This is a genomic window from Mesoflavibacter sp. CH_XMU1422-2 (assembly GCF_037029245.1).
Taxonomy (GTDB): Bacteria; Bacteroidota; Bacteroidia; order Flavobacteriales; family Flavobacteriaceae; genus Mesoflavibacter; species Mesoflavibacter zeaxanthinifaciens.
Genome location: NZ_JAYMEE010000092.1, coordinates 315,704 through 331,925, shown reverse-complemented (window position 1 = coordinate 331,925; position 16,222 = coordinate 315,704). Strand labels below are relative to the sequence as shown.

Genomic DNA, 16,222 nt, shown 5'->3' with positions numbered 1-16,222 from the left:
ATCAATTTCTGTTTTTCCTTTTAACTATGTATGGTAAAATTAAAATATGAAATAATCCCATTGCTACACCAAAAAACACGCCCATTTTAACTAATTCATTTAAAGCATAATCATTATCTATAACTAAATGAATTAACGAAAATATAATACCGTTAAATAAAAAAGCTATAATAAATTCTAAGATTTTTCTTTTCATGGTTATTCTTTATTTTTTGTATCTATAATGATGGTTACTGGTCCATCATTTACTAAAGCAACTTTCATATCGGCACCAAATTGACCTGTTTGAATAGGCTTTTGTAAGTCTGCTTCGCAAATTTTTATAAAACTTTTGTAAAGCGGAATTGCAACATCTGGTTTTGCTGCTTTTATATAGCTTGGTCTATTGCCTTTTTTTGTACTGGCGTGTAACGTAAATTGACTTACAACTATTACATCGCCATCAATATCTTTTACAGACTTGTTCATTACACCGTTTTCATCAGAAAAAATACGGCAATTCATTATTTTATTGACTAACCAATTAATATCTTCTTGTGTATCTTCTTCTACAATTCCTACTAATACTAATAGACCTTGTTCTATTTTAGCTAGTGTTTGGTTATCTATAGTGACACTTGCTTGATTAACACGTTGTAATACAACTTTCATCTTACTCTTTATCCCAATTATCAGTTCGGTAATGCTCTTCTTCTCCTTCTAAAATCTGAACATAACTTCTATATCTTGATGCTGCAATTTCATCATTTTCTAAAGCATTTTTTACAGCACATTTTGGTTCTTCTAGGTGTAAACAATTATTAAATTTACAATCTTGTTTTAAGGCAAAAAACTCAGGAAAATAATCACCTACTTCTTCTCTTTCCATATCAACAACTCCAAAACCTTTAATCCCTGGAGTATCTATAATTTTTGCATCAAAACTTAAATCAAACATTTCGGCAAAAGTAGTAGTATGTTGTCCTTGCATATGCTGCATGGATATTTCTTTAGTTTTTAAATCTAAAGATGGCTCTATAGCATTTACCAAAGTAGATTTTCCTACACCAGAATGACCTGTAAACATACTTACTTTACCAGACATCATACTTTTTACCTTATCTATATTTTTTCCTGTTTTTGCTGAAATGCCAATGCACTCGTATCCTATTTGTCTATACACATGTGCCAAATATCTTACCTCATTTAGTGTATCTTGATCATAAGTATCTACCTTATTAAACAAAAGTACAGCCTTAATATCATAAGCTTCTGCAGTAACCAAAAAACGGTCTATAAAACTGGTAAATGTTGGTGGATTATCTATAGTTACCAACAAAAAAACTTGATCTATATTAGAAGCTATTATGTGTGTTTGCTTAGACAGATTAACCGATTTTCTTACAATATAATTCTCGCGTTCATGGATTTTATTAATAACGCCGGTTTCTTCGTTATTTTTATCATCTAGTTCAAAATCTACAAAATCTCCAACAGCAATTGGATTGGTACTTTTTATTCCTTTTAAACGGAATTTACCTTTTATTCTACACTCGTAAGTCTGACCTAATTCGGTCTTTACAGTGTACCAGCTTCCTGTAGATTTATAAACTCGTCCTGTCATTTAAGCTAAATAAGTTACAAAATAACAATTTTTAAATTGAAATACGCTAAGGCTTAATCGCTTTTTTAGATGGTAATTTTTCACCATCTGCTACAATAGTTATTAAATAAACACCAGAGTTAAACTGAGATAAATCTAAACTTAAAGGTTGTGATACATTATTAAATTGATGTAGTTGTAAAATTTGTCCCGATAAGTTTGTTATTTGCACTTCAACTTGATTATAATTCTTTAACAGTTGTAAACTAAAAACACCTGTTGATGAAGGATTTGGAAAAAGCTTAGACTTGACTATAGATTTATTGTTTTCTGTAATTTTAGTAACTTTTACAAAGCAACTGTAACAACATTTATAAGTTGTAGATTGATAACCAATTAAAACAACTTCATCCAAAGTATTATCAACTTTTAATATTACTTCAATATTATTCTTATCAGTGATTACAATATTTTTAGTACTGTAACCTAAATACGAAATTGAAAGTGTATCATTTTTTATTGCTTCAATTTTAAATTCACCATTAGCATCAGATGTTGTTCCCCTTTTTGTGCTTTTAACAATAATATTAGCATCTTCAAGTTTGTTTTCACCATCTGTAATAGTTCCTTTTATTGTTTGTGCTTTTGTTATTGTTGAAGATAAAAGCAATAGACTTAAGAGTAATTTTAGTTTCATAATTCTTAGATTATTTATTAGACAACCAAACTTAGCATTAACCTAAAATTTATAAAATCTTAATTGAGGGAATCATTAAAATGAATGAGGGAAAAAACCGAATTAATTATCAATTAATTTGTAATTTAATGTATATTGCCAATTATTAACTTAAATTTTTTTAAATGAAAAAATCATTATTTCTTCTTGCAATCATTGCAATTGCTTTCACATCAATTTCTTTTATTAACAAACCAGCTCAAGTTGAATACAAGGTTGTTACTGCTGTAGAATCTATTGTTCCTAACGGTATTGGTCGTTCTAGAATGATAATGGCTACAGAAGATAAAGACTATCAAGAATTTACCACTTTAAGAAGTGACGACAAAGATAAAGACGAAAAAAACAAATCTAAAAGAAACGAAATAAGAGTTAAAAATTACGAAGAAACTAAACTTTTAAACTTTTATAATTTAGGAGGAATTAGATTTCAAAATATTGCTGCAAATGACGCTGTAATGTCTTCTAAAATTAATGCTATGATTAGCGAAGGTTGGGAATTAGCATTTGTAAACACAGGTGTAGAAAGTGAAGGAGGAAAAGGTGACGGTAAAGGTATTTTTATTACTAGATATACTTTTAAAAGAGTAAAATAATCTAAAACAACATAACAAAAAAGCCTTTTTCTATTATTGAAAAAGGCTTTTTTGCTTTTAAGACTTAATGATTTTTTCTTGATGATTTATGGACTCTTGATGTATTGCTTTAAAAAGTTTTAAGATAAACTCTTCACTTAATCCTTTTTGCTCGCCTTCTAACACCATTTTCCCTAAAATCTCATTCCATCGTTTGCTTTGTAATACGGCAACGTTTTTTTCTTTTTTAAGCTGTCCAATACCATCTGCTACTTGCATACGCTTTCCTAAAAGCTCGATAATTTGATTATCTACAACATCAATTTTAGCTCTTAAATTGGTTAAGTCTCTATTAAACTCTGCTTCAGGATCGGTTTCTTTTCTAATGCGTAAGTCTTTCATAATTTGCACTAAACTACTTGGTGTAACTTGTTGTGCAGCATCACTCCACGCGTTATCTGGATCAAAATGAGTTTCAATCATTAATCCATCAAAGTTTAAATCTAATGCGGTTTGTGATACATCAAAAATCATATCACGTTTACCAGTAATATGTGACGGATCGTTAATTAACGGTAAATCCGGAAACTTAGTTTGCAGCTCGATAGCTAATTGCCATTCTGGATTGTTTCTGTATTTTGTTTTTTCATACGTAGAAAATCCTCTATGTATTACGCCTAACTTTTTAATATCTGCACTTGCTAAACGCTCTATTGCGCCTAACCACAAAGGTAAATCTGGATTTACAGGATTTTTAACTAACACTACTTTATCTGTTCCTTTTAAAGCATCTGCAATTTCTTGCACGATAAATGGACTAACTGTAGATCTAGCACCAATCCATAATAAATCAATATCATGTTCTAAAGCTAATTCTACATGCGCACGATTGGCAACTTCGGTAGCTGTTTTTAATCCTGTTTCTTTCTTAACTTTTTGTAACCATTTTAAGCCTAATGCACCAACACCTTCAAAATTACCTGGTCTTGTACGTGGTTTCCAGATTCCTGCTCTGTAATAGCTTACGTCTGTATCTTTTAAATCGTGAGCGATTTTTAAAACTTGTTCTTCGGTTTCTGCGCTACATGGTCCTGCAATTACTAAAGGATGATCTAACTGTAAATCGTCCAACCATGTTCTTAATTCTTTCTTGTTTTCCATTTCTTTTTCTGAATTTAACCTACCAGGTTTATTTATGTATTCCGTTTAAAATTTGTTTTATATAATTGGTGTCTTTCATTGCATTGTAAACCGATTGAAAATCGTCTTCAACAATCATTTGTTTAAACATTGAAAGGTTTTGAATATACTCTTCTAAAGTCTCTACGACATTTTGTTTGTTTTGTTCAAAAATTGGCGTCCACATCTCTGGGCTACTTTTTGCAAGTCTAACTGTACTTTCAAAACCAGATCCTGCCATATCAAAAATATCGCGTTCGTTTTTTTCTTTTTCTATTACAGTTTTTCCTAACATAAACGAACTAATGTGTGATAAATGCGATACATACGCTATGTGTTTATCATGAGATTCTGGATTCATGTAACGCATGCGCATGCCTATTTTCACAAATAAATCCAACACTTGTTCTTGTAGTTTTGATGCGGTTTTTTCGACTTCGCAAATAATATTTGTTTTGTTTTTAAATAAATTTTGAATGGCTGCTTTTGGACCCGAAAACTCGGTACCAGCAATTGGATGTGTTGCTAAAAAGTTACGACGTTTTGGGTGATTATCTACCGCTTTACAAATAGCCTGTTTTGTAGAACCAACATCTATCACTACCGAAAAATCAGACACTTTATCCAGTACTTTTGGCAACTCATTTACCGCAACATCTACTGGAATTGCAAGCACTACCAAATCTGCATTTGGTAAATCTTCATAAGTTGCTTTTTGGTCAATAACGCCTAATTCTTGCGCTTCTATTAAATGCGCTTCGTTTTTATCAATACCATAAATGATACAGTCTGGCAACGCATTTTTAAAATCTAATGCCAAGCTACCGCCAATTAAACCTGTTCCTATGATGTATATATGTTTCATTATAATCTACTAATTGCGTCTTTAATTTGTGCTTCTTTCGCGCAAAGCGAAAAACGAATATAACCTTCGCCTTGCGAACCAAAAACGGTTCCTGGTGTAATAAACACACTGTTGTTGTATAAAATTTGATCTATAAATGCTTCAGATGTTTTTCCTTCTGGCAACTTTGCCCAAACAAATAATCCTGTGGCATTTTTATCGTAAGTACAATCTAATTTATCGGCTAATTTCCAAACAAGTTCTCGTCTGCTTTTATAAATTTCATTTAAACTTTTGTACCAAGCAGATGAACATTTTAAAGCTTCTATCGCACCTTTTTGAATTCCGTAAAACATACCAGAATCCATATTACTTTTCACATTTAAAATCGCATTGATATGCTCTGCTTTTCCTAAAACCATTCCAACTCGCCAACCTGCCATATTAAATGTTTTACTTAACGAATTTAGCTCTAAAGCCACATCTTTTGCGCCTTCAACTTCTAAAATGCTAATCGGATTATCGTTTAAAATGAAGCTATACGGATTGTCATTAACCAATAAAATATCGTGCTTTTTAGCAAATGCGACTAACGTTTCTAAATCGGCTTTTGTCGCTTTTGCACCTGTTGGCATATGAGGATAACTGGTCCACATTAATTTAACTTTACTTAAATCTTGCTGCTCGATAGCCTCAAAATTTGGTAGCCAATTATTGGTTTCATCTAAATTATAATGCATTGGTGTTGCTTGTACCAATTGTGTCACCGAGCTGTAAGTTGGGTAACCTGGATTTGGGATTAAAACAGCATCGCCTTCATTTAAAAACGCTAAAGAAATATGCATAATACCTTCCTTGCTTCCCATAAGTGGTAAAACTTCGGTATCTGGATTTACTGCAACATTAAATTCGGTATTATAAAAATCTGCAATTGCTGTTCTTAATTCTGGTAACCCTTGATAACTCTGGTATTTGTGCGCCACAGGATGTACTAAACTATCTACCAAAACATCAACCACTTGTTTTGGTGGCTCTAAATCTGGACTACCAATCCCTAAATTAATAATTGGTTTTCCGTCTTTAATTAATTGATTGACTTCTTTTAACTTACGAGAAAAGTAGTATTCTTTAACGCTATGTAATCGATCTGCAACTTTCATTATAGTTTTGCGTTTTTGTAAGTCCCTAAAATTTTAAAATGTGTTGCCATTATTGCCATAATTGATGCTGCTTTTTCAAAATCTTCATAAGCTTCAAAAGTGACATCGACAAAAAATGAGTATTTCCAAGGTGTTTCAATTTTTGGTAAGGATTGTATTTTGGTAAGATTTAATTTACAATCGCTCATCACATTTAAAATTGTTGCCAAACTTCCTCTTTTATGGTCTAATTCAAATTTTAATGACGCTTTATTAATTTCATTTTTATGATTGTTAATAGGTTGCGTTTTTACAATAGCAAATCGGGTTTGATTGTGTTTTATGGTTTGAATACTTTCGGCTAAAATGTCTAAATTAAAAATCTTTGCTGCCAAAGTACTTGCTATTGCTGCAACACCTTTTATTTGCTGAGCTTCAATTTTTCTTGCCACATCTGCAGTATCTTTATCTTCTACTAGTTTAATATGCGGATAATCTTTAAAAAACGATTTACACTGTAGTAGTGCCATAGGATGACTGTGTACTTCTTTTATATCTGCAATTGTTTGGTTTGGTAATGCCATTAATTGATGTTGCACATCCAAATAATGCTCGCCAACAATGTGTAAATTATTATTATCTATTAACGCATAATTTGGCAAAATAGAACCAGCAATAGAGTTTTCTAATGCCATAATTGCTGTCTCTGCGGTATTATTAAATAAGGACGCAACAGTTTCGTCAAACGTTAAACACTCTTTTACATGTTGTGTGCTACCGTAATAATTTAACGACACTATATGATGAAAAGAGCCTTTTATACCTTGTATTGCTATTGTTTTTGTCATAAAAAAAAAGTCCCGATTAAATCGAGACTTTGTATTGAATTTATGTTGTTTAAATTACACATATAACGTCTCGTTCTTTTTGTTAAAAAAGAAGTAAAACCAGTTATAATATGTATTTAAAATTGTGTTCATTGTTGTTTTGTTATTGCTAAAGTAGACAATTAATTGAAAAATCAAAATACTAAAGCCTGAAATTATGTGTTTTATAACAAGTTTTAAAGATTTTGATACAATTAAGCTTTTAAATTATAGAATGTTTATTTTTGAAGAAACATATTAGCATGTCAATAAAAGTTAAAAACATCACTAAACAATTTGGATCTCAAAAGGCATTAAACAATGTATCTTTTAGCGTTAATCGTCCAGAAATTGTTGGATTTTTAGGTCCTAATGGTGCCGGAAAATCGACAATGATGAAAATTTTAACCACTTACCTTTCTCCTACTTCTGGTAACGCTGAAGTAAATGGGCATGCTGTATCAAATCAACAAAAGCAAGTACAAAAAAGTGTTGGCTACTTACCAGAACACAATCCGTTATATTTAGACCAATATGTGCGCGAGTATTTAAGATTTAATGCAAACGTATATAACGTTGACAAATCTAGAGTTGAAGAGGTTATTGAACTTACTGGATTAACACCAGAAGCGCATAAAACAATTGGGCAACTCTCTAAAGGTTACAGACAACGTGTTGGTTTAGCTAATGCGTTATTGCATAATCCCGAAGTCTTAATTTTAGACGAACCTACAACTGGTTTAGATCCAAATCAATTAGTAGACATCAGACAATTAATTAAAGGCTTAGGCAAAGACAAAACCGTCTTTTTATCTACGCACATTATGCAGGAAGTAGAAGCTATGTGTGATCGTGTTATTATTATTAATAAAGGTGAAATTGTTGCCGATAAAAAATTAAGTGAATTACGCGAAGGACAAGAACAAACTGTTATTGTCGAGTTTGATTATCGCGTAGAAGATGCGTTTTTACTTAAACTTCCGCATGCTAAAAGCGTGAAAAATGTGCATGATTTTATTTATGAAATTGTGTTTGATACGACAACAGATATGCGTGCTCATGTATTTGATTTTGCACATGATAATGAGTTGAAGATTCTTCAGTTAAACCAGAAAAACGCTAGTTTAGAGAGTTTATTTAGGGAATTGACGAGTTAAACTGAATTAACTTAAAGTCTTTTTGTAAATTCTTATTGACACTAATTACACTAATTTACACAAATACTTAATGTGTTTTTAATTGTGTCCAAAACAACATCTATACAATTTTAGATTCCGGCTTTCGCAGGAATGTTACTCAAAAATAACACGACCATCAAATTGCTCGGTCACATCAATAATTGGTGGAGTATTGACTGCAATTACATTTCCTGTGCTGACTAGGTTTGCTTTAAGCTCTTGTTGCGGATTTACAATAATATCGTTACTACCACGATGATAAATAGTCACGTTTTGCGCCACAAGATATCGTCCTTGAAAACGTCCATCTCCTGATGCATGACTTATATTTAAATGTTCTGTAGTACCAGAAATTGTACTTGTTGTTAAATTGTTAATTACAACTCTTAACGTTGTACAATTTACTTCTAAATTAAAATTACCTACGTTATAAAAATCTCCACCATAATCTTCAGACAGTAATTTTAATTCCTCAAAATTTAAAACGCCAACACTATGCACATCTAGAGTACTACTATTTCTAATTTCGGTTAGGTTAGGAACAGTAACATGTACTTTAGTAATACCGTAATCTCTGGTTAAATTGCATGCATTGTTGTCTTTTAAAATCAATCGGTCGTTTTGTACATAAACCTCAACATCATTAATTAAATTTTCACCAGTTTCTACTAAAACACTTGGTGTTGCGCCTTGAGTTATAAATAACTCGACATTTTTATATACCGTGATTTTGGAAAATGTACCAACTTCAAAAGTTTGCTGAATGATATCTCCTGCACTTTGAAAACAGTCTGGTGCATCTTCTTGATTGCATCCAAAAACAAAAAATAGGGTAATTATGTATAATATTTTTTTCATTTTTTTACTCTTTACTTTATCGTCAAACGCTAACCATTGGTTTTACCTGCGTTAGCGATTGAGGTTTTGTCGGAGCTCTTTTTGTGTTGTTGCACATATGCAACACAAAAAAGCGACTACCGAAAGCGCGACCCTTGTGGTAACGCCCAAATTTTATAATCTAATTCCAACGCCAAATTCTACAGCTTCTGCTTTTGCTCCATGAGATTTTAGGGTTAAGGCACCGAAAATTTTATCTCCAAAATAACGTTTTAAACCAACACGACTGTAGACACGACCTTCAAAATCGAAAGGATAATACACGTAATAGCCTAACTGCGTTACTAATGAGGTTTTACTTATAAACAACTCATGCCCAACAAATGCACCAACACGTTTGTAATCTTCGTCTCCGTTAACATTATCTTCAGGAAAAGCTACTGATTTATACTCGATATGTTTCTTTAAAAAATTTGAAAAAAACACATCTGTTCCTAATTGGATGGCGCTTTTACGATTTAATCTTTTATCTGCATAAGCAGACACAATGTAAAAGGCGTATTGACCAGAATTGATAATATCGCTTTCGTTTACACCTGTTCTAAAAGCGAAGTTGTATTTAATTTTTTCAGTAAAGGCTTTGTCTTCTGTATTTGGGATATATTCTGGTAATTGATCTGCATCCAATACATAATTAACACCTAAATTAAATGTAATACTGTTTATTGAACTGTTTGGCGCTTTTACATTAGCGTTAGAATAATGGATTAACGATAATCCTGTTTGTAACCCTAATCCTTTAATCAAGTTTTCTTTTTTGTAGTTAAGCATCAAATATGTCGAGCTTAATAAATGTGTCCCAAACGCATTATTACGATAATTTTCTACTTTATCGTAAGGATTAGTATTATAGGCTAAACCTTGACCAACCCTAAACATCAAATGTCTTTTTAAGAAGTAGAAGTTATAATGCGCGTATAACCCAAAATTGTTTCCTAAGGTTTTATTCTGAAGGTTTTGGTAGATAAAAGACGCGCCATAATCTGGATAATTATACCTGCTTTGCCAAGCTTGATCACCAAAGGTTTTTTGGTTATAACTTAATATAACACCAGTTGGATGACCTTTAATTAAATGCGAAATATCAGTATTATGTTCTGCTATATTTCCGTAAAAATAATTAGCGTCTAAAGAGAATGGTCGCTTGTCTTCCTGAGCAAAAATTAATGTTGTAATACAACAACAAATTAGGGCTAGTTTTAGTTTCATCTTAATAATTAATGAAACAAAAGTAATGGTTTTTTAAAATACTAATTTTATTAATCAAATAAATCTGAAGATAAGTATCTGTCTCCTCTATCACATATAATCACAACAACTGTTCCTTGGTCTAAATTTTTAATCAATTTTAATGCAGTTGCAACAGCGCCACCACTACTCATTCCTGCAAAAACGCCTTCTTCTTTTGCTAACCGTTGTGTCATTGCTTTAGCTTCTTCTGTACTAACTTCAAAAACTTGATCTACTTTGTTTTTATCAAATATTGTTGGCACGTAAGCTGGTGACCATTTTCTAATTCCTGGGATTTTTGATCCATCGGTAGGTTGCGCACCAACTATGGTGATGTTATTATTTTTTTCTTTTAAAAAAGTAGATGTACCCATAATGGTTCCTGTTGTTCCCATTGCAGATACAAAATGTGTTACTTTTCCGTTAGTATCTCTCCAGATTTCTGGACCTGTAGTTTTGTAATGTGCTTTCCAGTTATCATTATTTTCAAACTGATTTAATAGTGTATATCCTTTTTCATCACGAAGTTTAAAAGCCACATCTCTTGAGCCTTCAATACCGTCTTCTGCAGATGTTAGGATAACTTCTGCACCATAAGCTTTCATCGTTTTCACACGTTCTTCAGTAGAATTTTCAGGCATGATTAATTTCATTTTTAAGCCTAATAAGTTTGCTATAAAAGCTAATGCTATTCCTGTATTACCGCTTGTTGCTTCTACTAAAGTATCTCCTTTTTTTATATCTCCTCTTTTTAAAGCTTCGTTTATCATGTTATAAGCCGCTCTATCCTTAACACTTGCGCCAGGATTGTGTCCTTCTAATTTAAAATATAAGGTCACGTTTTTGTTTGGGTTGATACTTATAGACTTTACTAAAGGTGTGTTTCCTATAAGGTTTATGATACTTTTATTACTCACTTTTTGTTCTGATTTTATATTCTTTTTTATAGGTTAATGTTGAATTTTTAGGAACATTTTCTGTTACACATACATTAGCACCTATAATGGTATTAGAGCCAATAACAATATCGCCTAACACTGTAGCATTGGCATAAATAACCACATTTTTTTCTATAGTTGGATGTCTTTTTGTATCTGCAAGACTTTTTAATACATGTAATCCGCCAAGTGTAACACCTTGATAGATTTTTACTTCATCCTTAATGATTGTGGTTTCTCCTATTACAATTCCTGTACCGTGATCTAAGAAAAAAGAATCGCCAATAGTTGCTCCTGGATGAATATCTATACCTGTTATACCATGCACATATTCACTCATCATTCTTGGTAAAATCCTAACACCAAGTTTTAATAACTGATGACTTAAACGGTGTATTGAAATTGCATAAAAACCTGGATATGCTAAATAGATTTCTTCTACGCATTTATTTGCAGGGTCATTATCTTGAAAAGCTTTTGCATCTAAATGCAATTTTTCTCTAATTGAAGGCAGACTTGAGTTGAAATCATTCCAAATTTGAGTTGTATCATTTACTCCTAAAGCTGTAGTTATTTCTAAAAATTTTTCTTCTAAAAATTGAGAATCCTCAGCTTGTTCGTCAAAAATAAAGTAGTAAAGTCTTTTGGTAAAAACTTCTACTTTATCTTTTAATCTTACGTTTATTGTTAAAGCCATTAAAGTGTTTATCTAACAGCTACAAAGATAAAGCTTAATTAACTAGCGGCTTGTTTATATTTTGTTAAGGCTTCTTTATTTAAGTTTGAGTATTGAAAAATAGGTTTTAAAATTTTTGAAAGCTGCTCAAACTCTATTAAAAACGCATCATGACCATGTATTGATTTAATTTCTGAAATAGATATATTTTCTTTTTTAGGTTTTAGTTGAATATAGGTATCCCAGTTATGATCTGATAAAAACAAACCATCTGTATTTATCGTTATTAGATGAATTTGTCCTGATATTTTTGAAGCTTTGCTAATAAACGCTTCTTTTGTTTTGGCAACTTCAATGGTTTTTAGCAAATGATTCATCAATTTATAGGAAGACAATTGAAACCTATTTTTTAATGTATTACCATGATGTTGCAACCAATTTTCTATTGCATAATAATTAGCTTCTTTTTGATTATTAAACTTATGATTGAAAGATGTTGCTGTGCGATAAAATGTCATAGCATGCATACGTGCATCTTCTATCGGTCGATTAGAATTATTTAAAATATTATCTTGAATAAAAACATTACCTATCAACCAATCGTCTGCTTTCCAATGACTAGCTACAACAACTATATTATCAAATAGATTTGGATTATTTACTGCCAAATGCCAAGTAATACCGCCACCTAAAGAGGCACCAATTACAGTATGTATGCTGTCAATATTTAGTGTATAAAGCCCAATTTCAAAGATTTTTGCAATATCATTTACTGTAAAATCTTTATAGTTATTTATTAGATTTTCTTCTTTATTATCAAAGCCATTACCTGGAATATTAAAACATAACACGGTATATTTTTGGGTATCAATTATGTTTTGGTCGCCAACAACATCGTTCCACCAACCATTTATTCCTGTTACATTTGAGTTTCCGGTTAACGCATGATTAATAAGAACTATTGGTGCTGTGTGTAAAGCTTGCCCAAATATTTGATATGTTAAGTCTATTGATTTTGTTTGACCGTTGCTTAACGCAAAGTCATATATTGATATAAGCTGTAATTTTCTCATAATTGTAAATTTTAAAAATAGACTTCGCACTTCACCTTTTCATATAAAATGCGAAGCTATTTCTTATTAATAACTAAAATTAAAACATGCTTTTTATACCAATACTGGCTTTTTAATAACACTAAAAGCATCTTTTAAATCGGCTTTTAGATCTTCAATATTTTCTAATCCAACAGATAGTCTAATCAAATCTTTGGTTACACCTGTAGCTTCTTGCGCATCGTCTGTTAATTGTTGATGTGTTGTACTTGCAGGATGAATTATAAGTGATTTTGTATCTCCAATATTTGCTAATAATGAAAATAGTTTTGTTGTATCTGCTATTTTTTTAGCCGATTCATAACCACCATCTACACCAAAGGTTACTATCCCACTTTGTCCTTTTGGCAGATACTTTTTAGCCAAAGATTTATACTTGCTAGTTTCTAAACCTGGATAGTTTACCCAATTAACCTCTGGTTGCTCTTGCAGCCATTTAGCTAATTGCAGTGCGGTTTTGCTGTGCTTTTCAATACGTAATTCTAAAGTTTCTAAACCTTGTATGATTTGAAAGGCATTAAACGGACTTAAAGCACCTCCATAATCACGTAACCCTTCAATTCTTATTTTTGCAATAAATGCAGCTGCACCAATAGCTTCGCTGTAAACTAAACCATGATAACCTGCTGAAGGTTCTGTAAATTCAGGAAATTTTCCATTTGTCCAATCAAATGTTCCTGCATCAATTATTACTCCGCCTAAAGAAGTTCCGTTTCCAGAAATATATTTTGTTAACGAGTGAATAACGATATTTGCGCCGTATTCAATTGGGTTTAGCAAATAAGGTGTAGCAACAGTATTATCTACAATTAATGGCACTTTGTGTGCTTTTGCTGCTTTTGAAATACTTTCTAAATCTAAAACATCCAATTTTGGATTTCCTAAAGATTCAACAAAAATAGCTCTTGTATTTTCTTGTGTTGCTTTGCTAAAATTTTCTGGATCTGAAGCGTCTACAAATGTGGTAGTAATTCCGTGTCTTGGCAGTGTAACACTTAACAAATTATACGTTCCGCCATACAAACTACTAGACGCTACAATATGGTCTCCTGCTCTTAACAAAGTTAATAGTGTTGTTGCTATTGCAGATGTACCCGAAGCTGTTGCTACTGCTGCAATACCTCCTTCTAAAGCAGCTAATCTTTGCTCTAAAATATCGGTTGTTGGATTATTTAATCTAGTATAAATAAATCCTGGAACCGAAAGATTAAATCTTCCTGCTGCTTCATCTGCATTATCAAATACATAAGAAGTGGTTTGATAAATAGGAACTGCTCTTGTTCCTCCATGTTGACTAACGTCATGACCTGCGTGCAACGCTTGGGTTGCAAATTTTTGTGTACTCATTTTTCTAAGTTTTTGAGTTAATAAATGAATTAAACCAAAAGCCAAATAAGCCTCGTTAGAAGCGTACTTAATAGAAAAATGTTATAAGAAAAAATAGTAATTACAGATGAGTAATTACGTGTTGGTTATCTATCCGAGAATGCGAGAAATGATTCGCACTTTCAAGTAGAATTTAGCACCTTCTTAGTAAGTCTAAGGGTTGCTAAGGCTTCATTGGGTCTATTCCCTCTGCCTTTCTTGATAACATTTCAGTAAGTTATTGAACTTTGTGAGCACAAATATTCAAATACAAAAACTTAAAATCCAAATAATTTTTACTAAATTTTTTAAAAAAGATTAAAAACCCTATTGGTTTTCCTGCAAAAACTTCTCTCTAATCACCTGATCTACAGGCTTGTTTTTTACTTTACTTTCTAGCCAAGAAATAATATCTAAATATAAAAATGCGCGACGTTCAAAAGGGTGATTTTCATAAACTTTCAACTTTTCAAGTAAAGATTTAAATGCTTTTTTAATGTCTTGTGGATAAATATCTTGCAAATTTCTGATGAATTTTATCATCTCTTTTTGTACATCGTGCAACTCATTCATTTGTATTAAAAATTTATACGTTGTACGCAATAAAGTTTCTAAATGATAATCTAAACCAGCTTCATAATGCGCAACTAAATTTAAAACTCTAGAAAAACATAACAAATCTTCTCTCATAGTTAAAGATTTGTTTGAAATTATTTTATCTAGATAAAAAATGCATGCTTTATTATTACCAGACCCAAAATGTAAGCTAGCAAATTTGTAGTAAAAAATCATGGTATGATGCTCGTCAATCCTATCCTTAAAACGCTCTAAGTCTTTATCTATTTTCGGTATTAATTCTACACCTTCTTTAAAGCTTCCATCAATAAAAAAAGAATTGATTTTATTTAAATTGAAGTACAAAAACGAAAGCGCTTCTACATTTTCATCTTTAGGGAAATTTTTATCTTCTATAACTGCTTGAAATTTATTTAAAGCTTCGTCAAATTTATTTTTGTTTTTTATAAAAAACAGAGATTCTAACAAGTAGTTATTTCCTTTTAAGAAGAAAACAGGGTTTAGGCTTATCATTGATGGGTTTTCATAAAAAAGATTAACCCACTTTAAGGCATATTTATAACAATTTTTAAAGTCTTGTAGTAAAAAACTATACCACAAATATGCATTATACAACCATAACTTTTCTCTAAATCCTAAGTTTTGTATTTTATACTTTGGTAGTCTTGATTTAAAATAATTACTAACATCATTACCTTCTGCTTCACTTTTTACATAGCCAGTTTTAAGAATAATACTATAAAGCTGAAGTGATAGATTTGACAACTTACTTGCTATCATGTTTTGAGTACTTAACTCTTTTGCTTGAACAGTTAACTCATCTGCCCTACTACTGATACTTCTGGTTATGTATTGAGATTCTATAACTTTTTCAAATTCTACAATTTCATAAGCTAAGTTTTTTTCTTCATTTTGTACAGCTAGCTCTTTGGCTTTATCTAATATTTTTAGACTCTGTTTATATAGTCCTTTATGATATAAAATTGAAGCAAAATCTAACTGTTCTCTAATTTGAGAACGTATGTTTTGATGAGATGGGCTTAACTTAAGACTTATTAAAATTTGCTTATACAAATGTGCTTTTACATTGGCTAATTGCTGTTTTTTAATTTCAGTAGACTTTAAAATTGCAAATTCATCATACATTTTCAACTTATCTAAGACATTGAAAAGGTTTAAAAATTTAGAGTCACTATTTACTCCTAACCTACCTACATACAATTTAAATTGACGTTTTTCTGACTTAGTTAAAGATTTAACTAGTATAAATAAATTATCTTTTTGGTCTTTAGTCATCAATCAACATGTTATTTAACTTGTTTATTTACA

The 16,222-nt window shown here is 31.3% G+C and carries 17 protein-coding genes and 1 riboswitch; of the genes, 2 read left to right on the top strand and 15 right to left on the bottom strand.

All coding sequences use genetic code 11. The features are described from left to right. Position 1 precedes the first annotated feature (1 nt). The 4 genes from WA340_RS14425 to WA340_RS14410 are packed head-to-tail and all read right to left on the bottom strand — an operon-like array spanning position 2 to position 2,279. A complete protein-coding gene (locus WA340_RS14425; RefSeq protein ID WP_336129594.1) occupies positions 2 to 196 on the bottom strand; it encodes a hypothetical protein in 195 nt (64 codons plus the stop codon). Between the two features lie 2 nt (positions 197 to 198). Continuing rightward, entirely contained in the window at positions 199 to 651 is a 453-nt protein-coding gene (dtd, locus tag WA340_RS14420) for a D-aminoacyl-tRNA deacylase (protein ID WP_336129593.1), read from the bottom strand. A 1-nt stretch (position 652) separates the two neighbouring features. Continuing rightward, positions 653 to 1,603 carry a ribosome small subunit-dependent GTPase A gene (rsgA, locus tag WA340_RS14415; protein WP_336129592.1) on the bottom strand — a complete coding sequence of 317 codons (951 nt, stop codon included), beginning with the start codon at positions 1,601 to 1,603 and terminating at the stop codon, positions 653 to 655. 46 nt (positions 1,604 to 1,649) lie between these two features. After that, positions 1,650 to 2,279 carry a carboxypeptidase-like regulatory domain-containing protein gene (locus WA340_RS14410; RefSeq protein ID WP_336129591.1) on the bottom strand — a complete coding sequence of 210 codons (630 nt, stop codon included), beginning with the start codon at positions 2,277 to 2,279 and terminating at the stop codon, positions 1,650 to 1,652. A gap of 164 nt (positions 2,280 to 2,443) precedes the next feature. Between WA340_RS14410 and WA340_RS14405 the strand changes: the two genes are divergently transcribed. After that, on the top strand, positions 2,444 to 2,914 hold the full coding sequence (locus WA340_RS14405) for a hypothetical protein (protein WP_106680106.1): 471 nt from the start codon (positions 2,444 to 2,446) through the stop codon (positions 2,912 to 2,914). A gap of 57 nt (positions 2,915 to 2,971) precedes the next feature. On the opposite strand, the gene WA340_RS14400 is transcribed toward WA340_RS14405, so the two are convergent. The 4 genes from WA340_RS14400 to WA340_RS14385 are packed head-to-tail and all read right to left on the bottom strand — an operon-like array spanning position 2,972 to position 6,903. Then, a complete protein-coding gene (locus tag WA340_RS14400; protein ID WP_336129590.1) occupies positions 2,972 to 4,054 on the bottom strand; it encodes a bifunctional 3-deoxy-7-phosphoheptulonate synthase/chorismate mutase type II in 1,083 nt (360 codons plus the stop codon). Positions 4,055 to 4,082: 28 nt separating this feature from the next. Then, positions 4,083 to 4,937 carry a prephenate dehydrogenase gene (locus WA340_RS14395; RefSeq protein WP_336129589.1) on the bottom strand — a complete coding sequence of 285 codons (855 nt, stop codon included), beginning with the start codon at positions 4,935 to 4,937 and terminating at the stop codon, positions 4,083 to 4,085. Then, positions 4,937 to 6,079: a pyridoxal phosphate-dependent aminotransferase gene (locus WA340_RS14390; protein ID WP_336129640.1), complete on the bottom strand. Its 1,143-nt coding sequence runs from the start codon at positions 6,077 to 6,079 to the stop codon at positions 4,937 to 4,939. Before WA340_RS14390 ends, WA340_RS14395 begins: the two co-directional genes overlap by 1 nt. Next, a complete protein-coding gene (locus WA340_RS14385; protein WP_336129588.1) occupies positions 6,076 to 6,903 on the bottom strand; it encodes a prephenate dehydratase in 828 nt (275 codons plus the stop codon). The genes WA340_RS14390 and WA340_RS14385 overlap by 4 nt, the downstream gene beginning before the upstream one ends. A 281-nt stretch (positions 6,904 to 7,184) precedes the next feature. Between WA340_RS14385 and gldA the strand changes: the two genes are divergently transcribed. Further along, positions 7,185 to 8,078 carry a gliding motility-associated ABC transporter ATP-binding subunit GldA gene (gene gldA, locus WA340_RS14380; RefSeq protein ID WP_336129587.1) on the top strand — a complete coding sequence of 298 codons (894 nt, stop codon included), beginning with the start codon at positions 7,185 to 7,187 and terminating at the stop codon, positions 8,076 to 8,078. Between the two features lie 135 nt (positions 8,079 to 8,213). On the opposite strand, the gene WA340_RS14375 is transcribed toward gldA, so the two are convergent. From WA340_RS14375 to WA340_RS14345, 7 genes are all read right to left on the bottom strand, one after another. Next, the gene (locus WA340_RS14375) at positions 8,214 to 8,957 is read right to left on the bottom strand and encodes a head GIN domain-containing protein (RefSeq protein ID WP_336129586.1); all 744 of its coding nucleotides are present in this window, start codon (positions 8,955 to 8,957) and stop codon (positions 8,214 to 8,216) included. A 153-nt stretch (positions 8,958 to 9,110) separates the two neighbouring features. Continuing rightward, positions 9,111 to 10,205 (bottom strand): acyloxyacyl hydrolase, encoded by a 1,095-nt coding sequence (locus tag WA340_RS14370; protein ID WP_336129585.1) that lies wholly within the window; start codon positions 10,203 to 10,205, stop codon positions 9,111 to 9,113. 50 nt (positions 10,206 to 10,255) lie between these two features. Then, complete coding sequence (cysM, locus tag WA340_RS14365; RefSeq protein WP_223077421.1) at positions 10,256 to 11,143, bottom strand: cysteine synthase CysM; 888 nt, start codon at positions 11,141 to 11,143, stop codon at positions 10,256 to 10,258. Next, on the bottom strand, positions 11,136 to 11,861 hold the full coding sequence (epsC, locus tag WA340_RS14360) for a serine O-acetyltransferase EpsC (protein ID WP_336129584.1): 726 nt from the start codon (positions 11,859 to 11,861) through the stop codon (positions 11,136 to 11,138). Before epsC ends, cysM begins: the two co-directional genes overlap by 8 nt. A 38-nt stretch (positions 11,862 to 11,899) precedes the next feature. Further along, on the bottom strand, positions 11,900 to 12,913 hold the full coding sequence (locus tag WA340_RS14355) for an alpha/beta fold hydrolase (protein ID WP_336129583.1): 1,014 nt from the start codon (positions 12,911 to 12,913) through the stop codon (positions 11,900 to 11,902). A 93-nt stretch (positions 12,914 to 13,006) separates the two neighbouring features. Next, positions 13,007 to 14,299 carry an O-acetylhomoserine aminocarboxypropyltransferase/cysteine synthase family protein gene (locus WA340_RS14350; RefSeq protein ID WP_336129582.1) on the bottom strand — a complete coding sequence of 431 codons (1,293 nt, stop codon included), beginning with the start codon at positions 14,297 to 14,299 and terminating at the stop codon, positions 13,007 to 13,009. Positions 14,300 to 14,421: 122 nt separating this feature from the next. Next, positions 14,422 to 14,546, bottom strand: a riboswitch (SAM riboswitch). A gap of 98 nt (positions 14,547 to 14,644) precedes the next feature. Beyond that, positions 14,645 to 16,189 (bottom strand): hypothetical protein, encoded by a 1,545-nt coding sequence (locus WA340_RS14345; protein WP_336129581.1) that lies wholly within the window; start codon positions 16,187 to 16,189, stop codon positions 14,645 to 14,647. Positions 16,190 to 16,222: the final 33 nt, after the last annotated feature.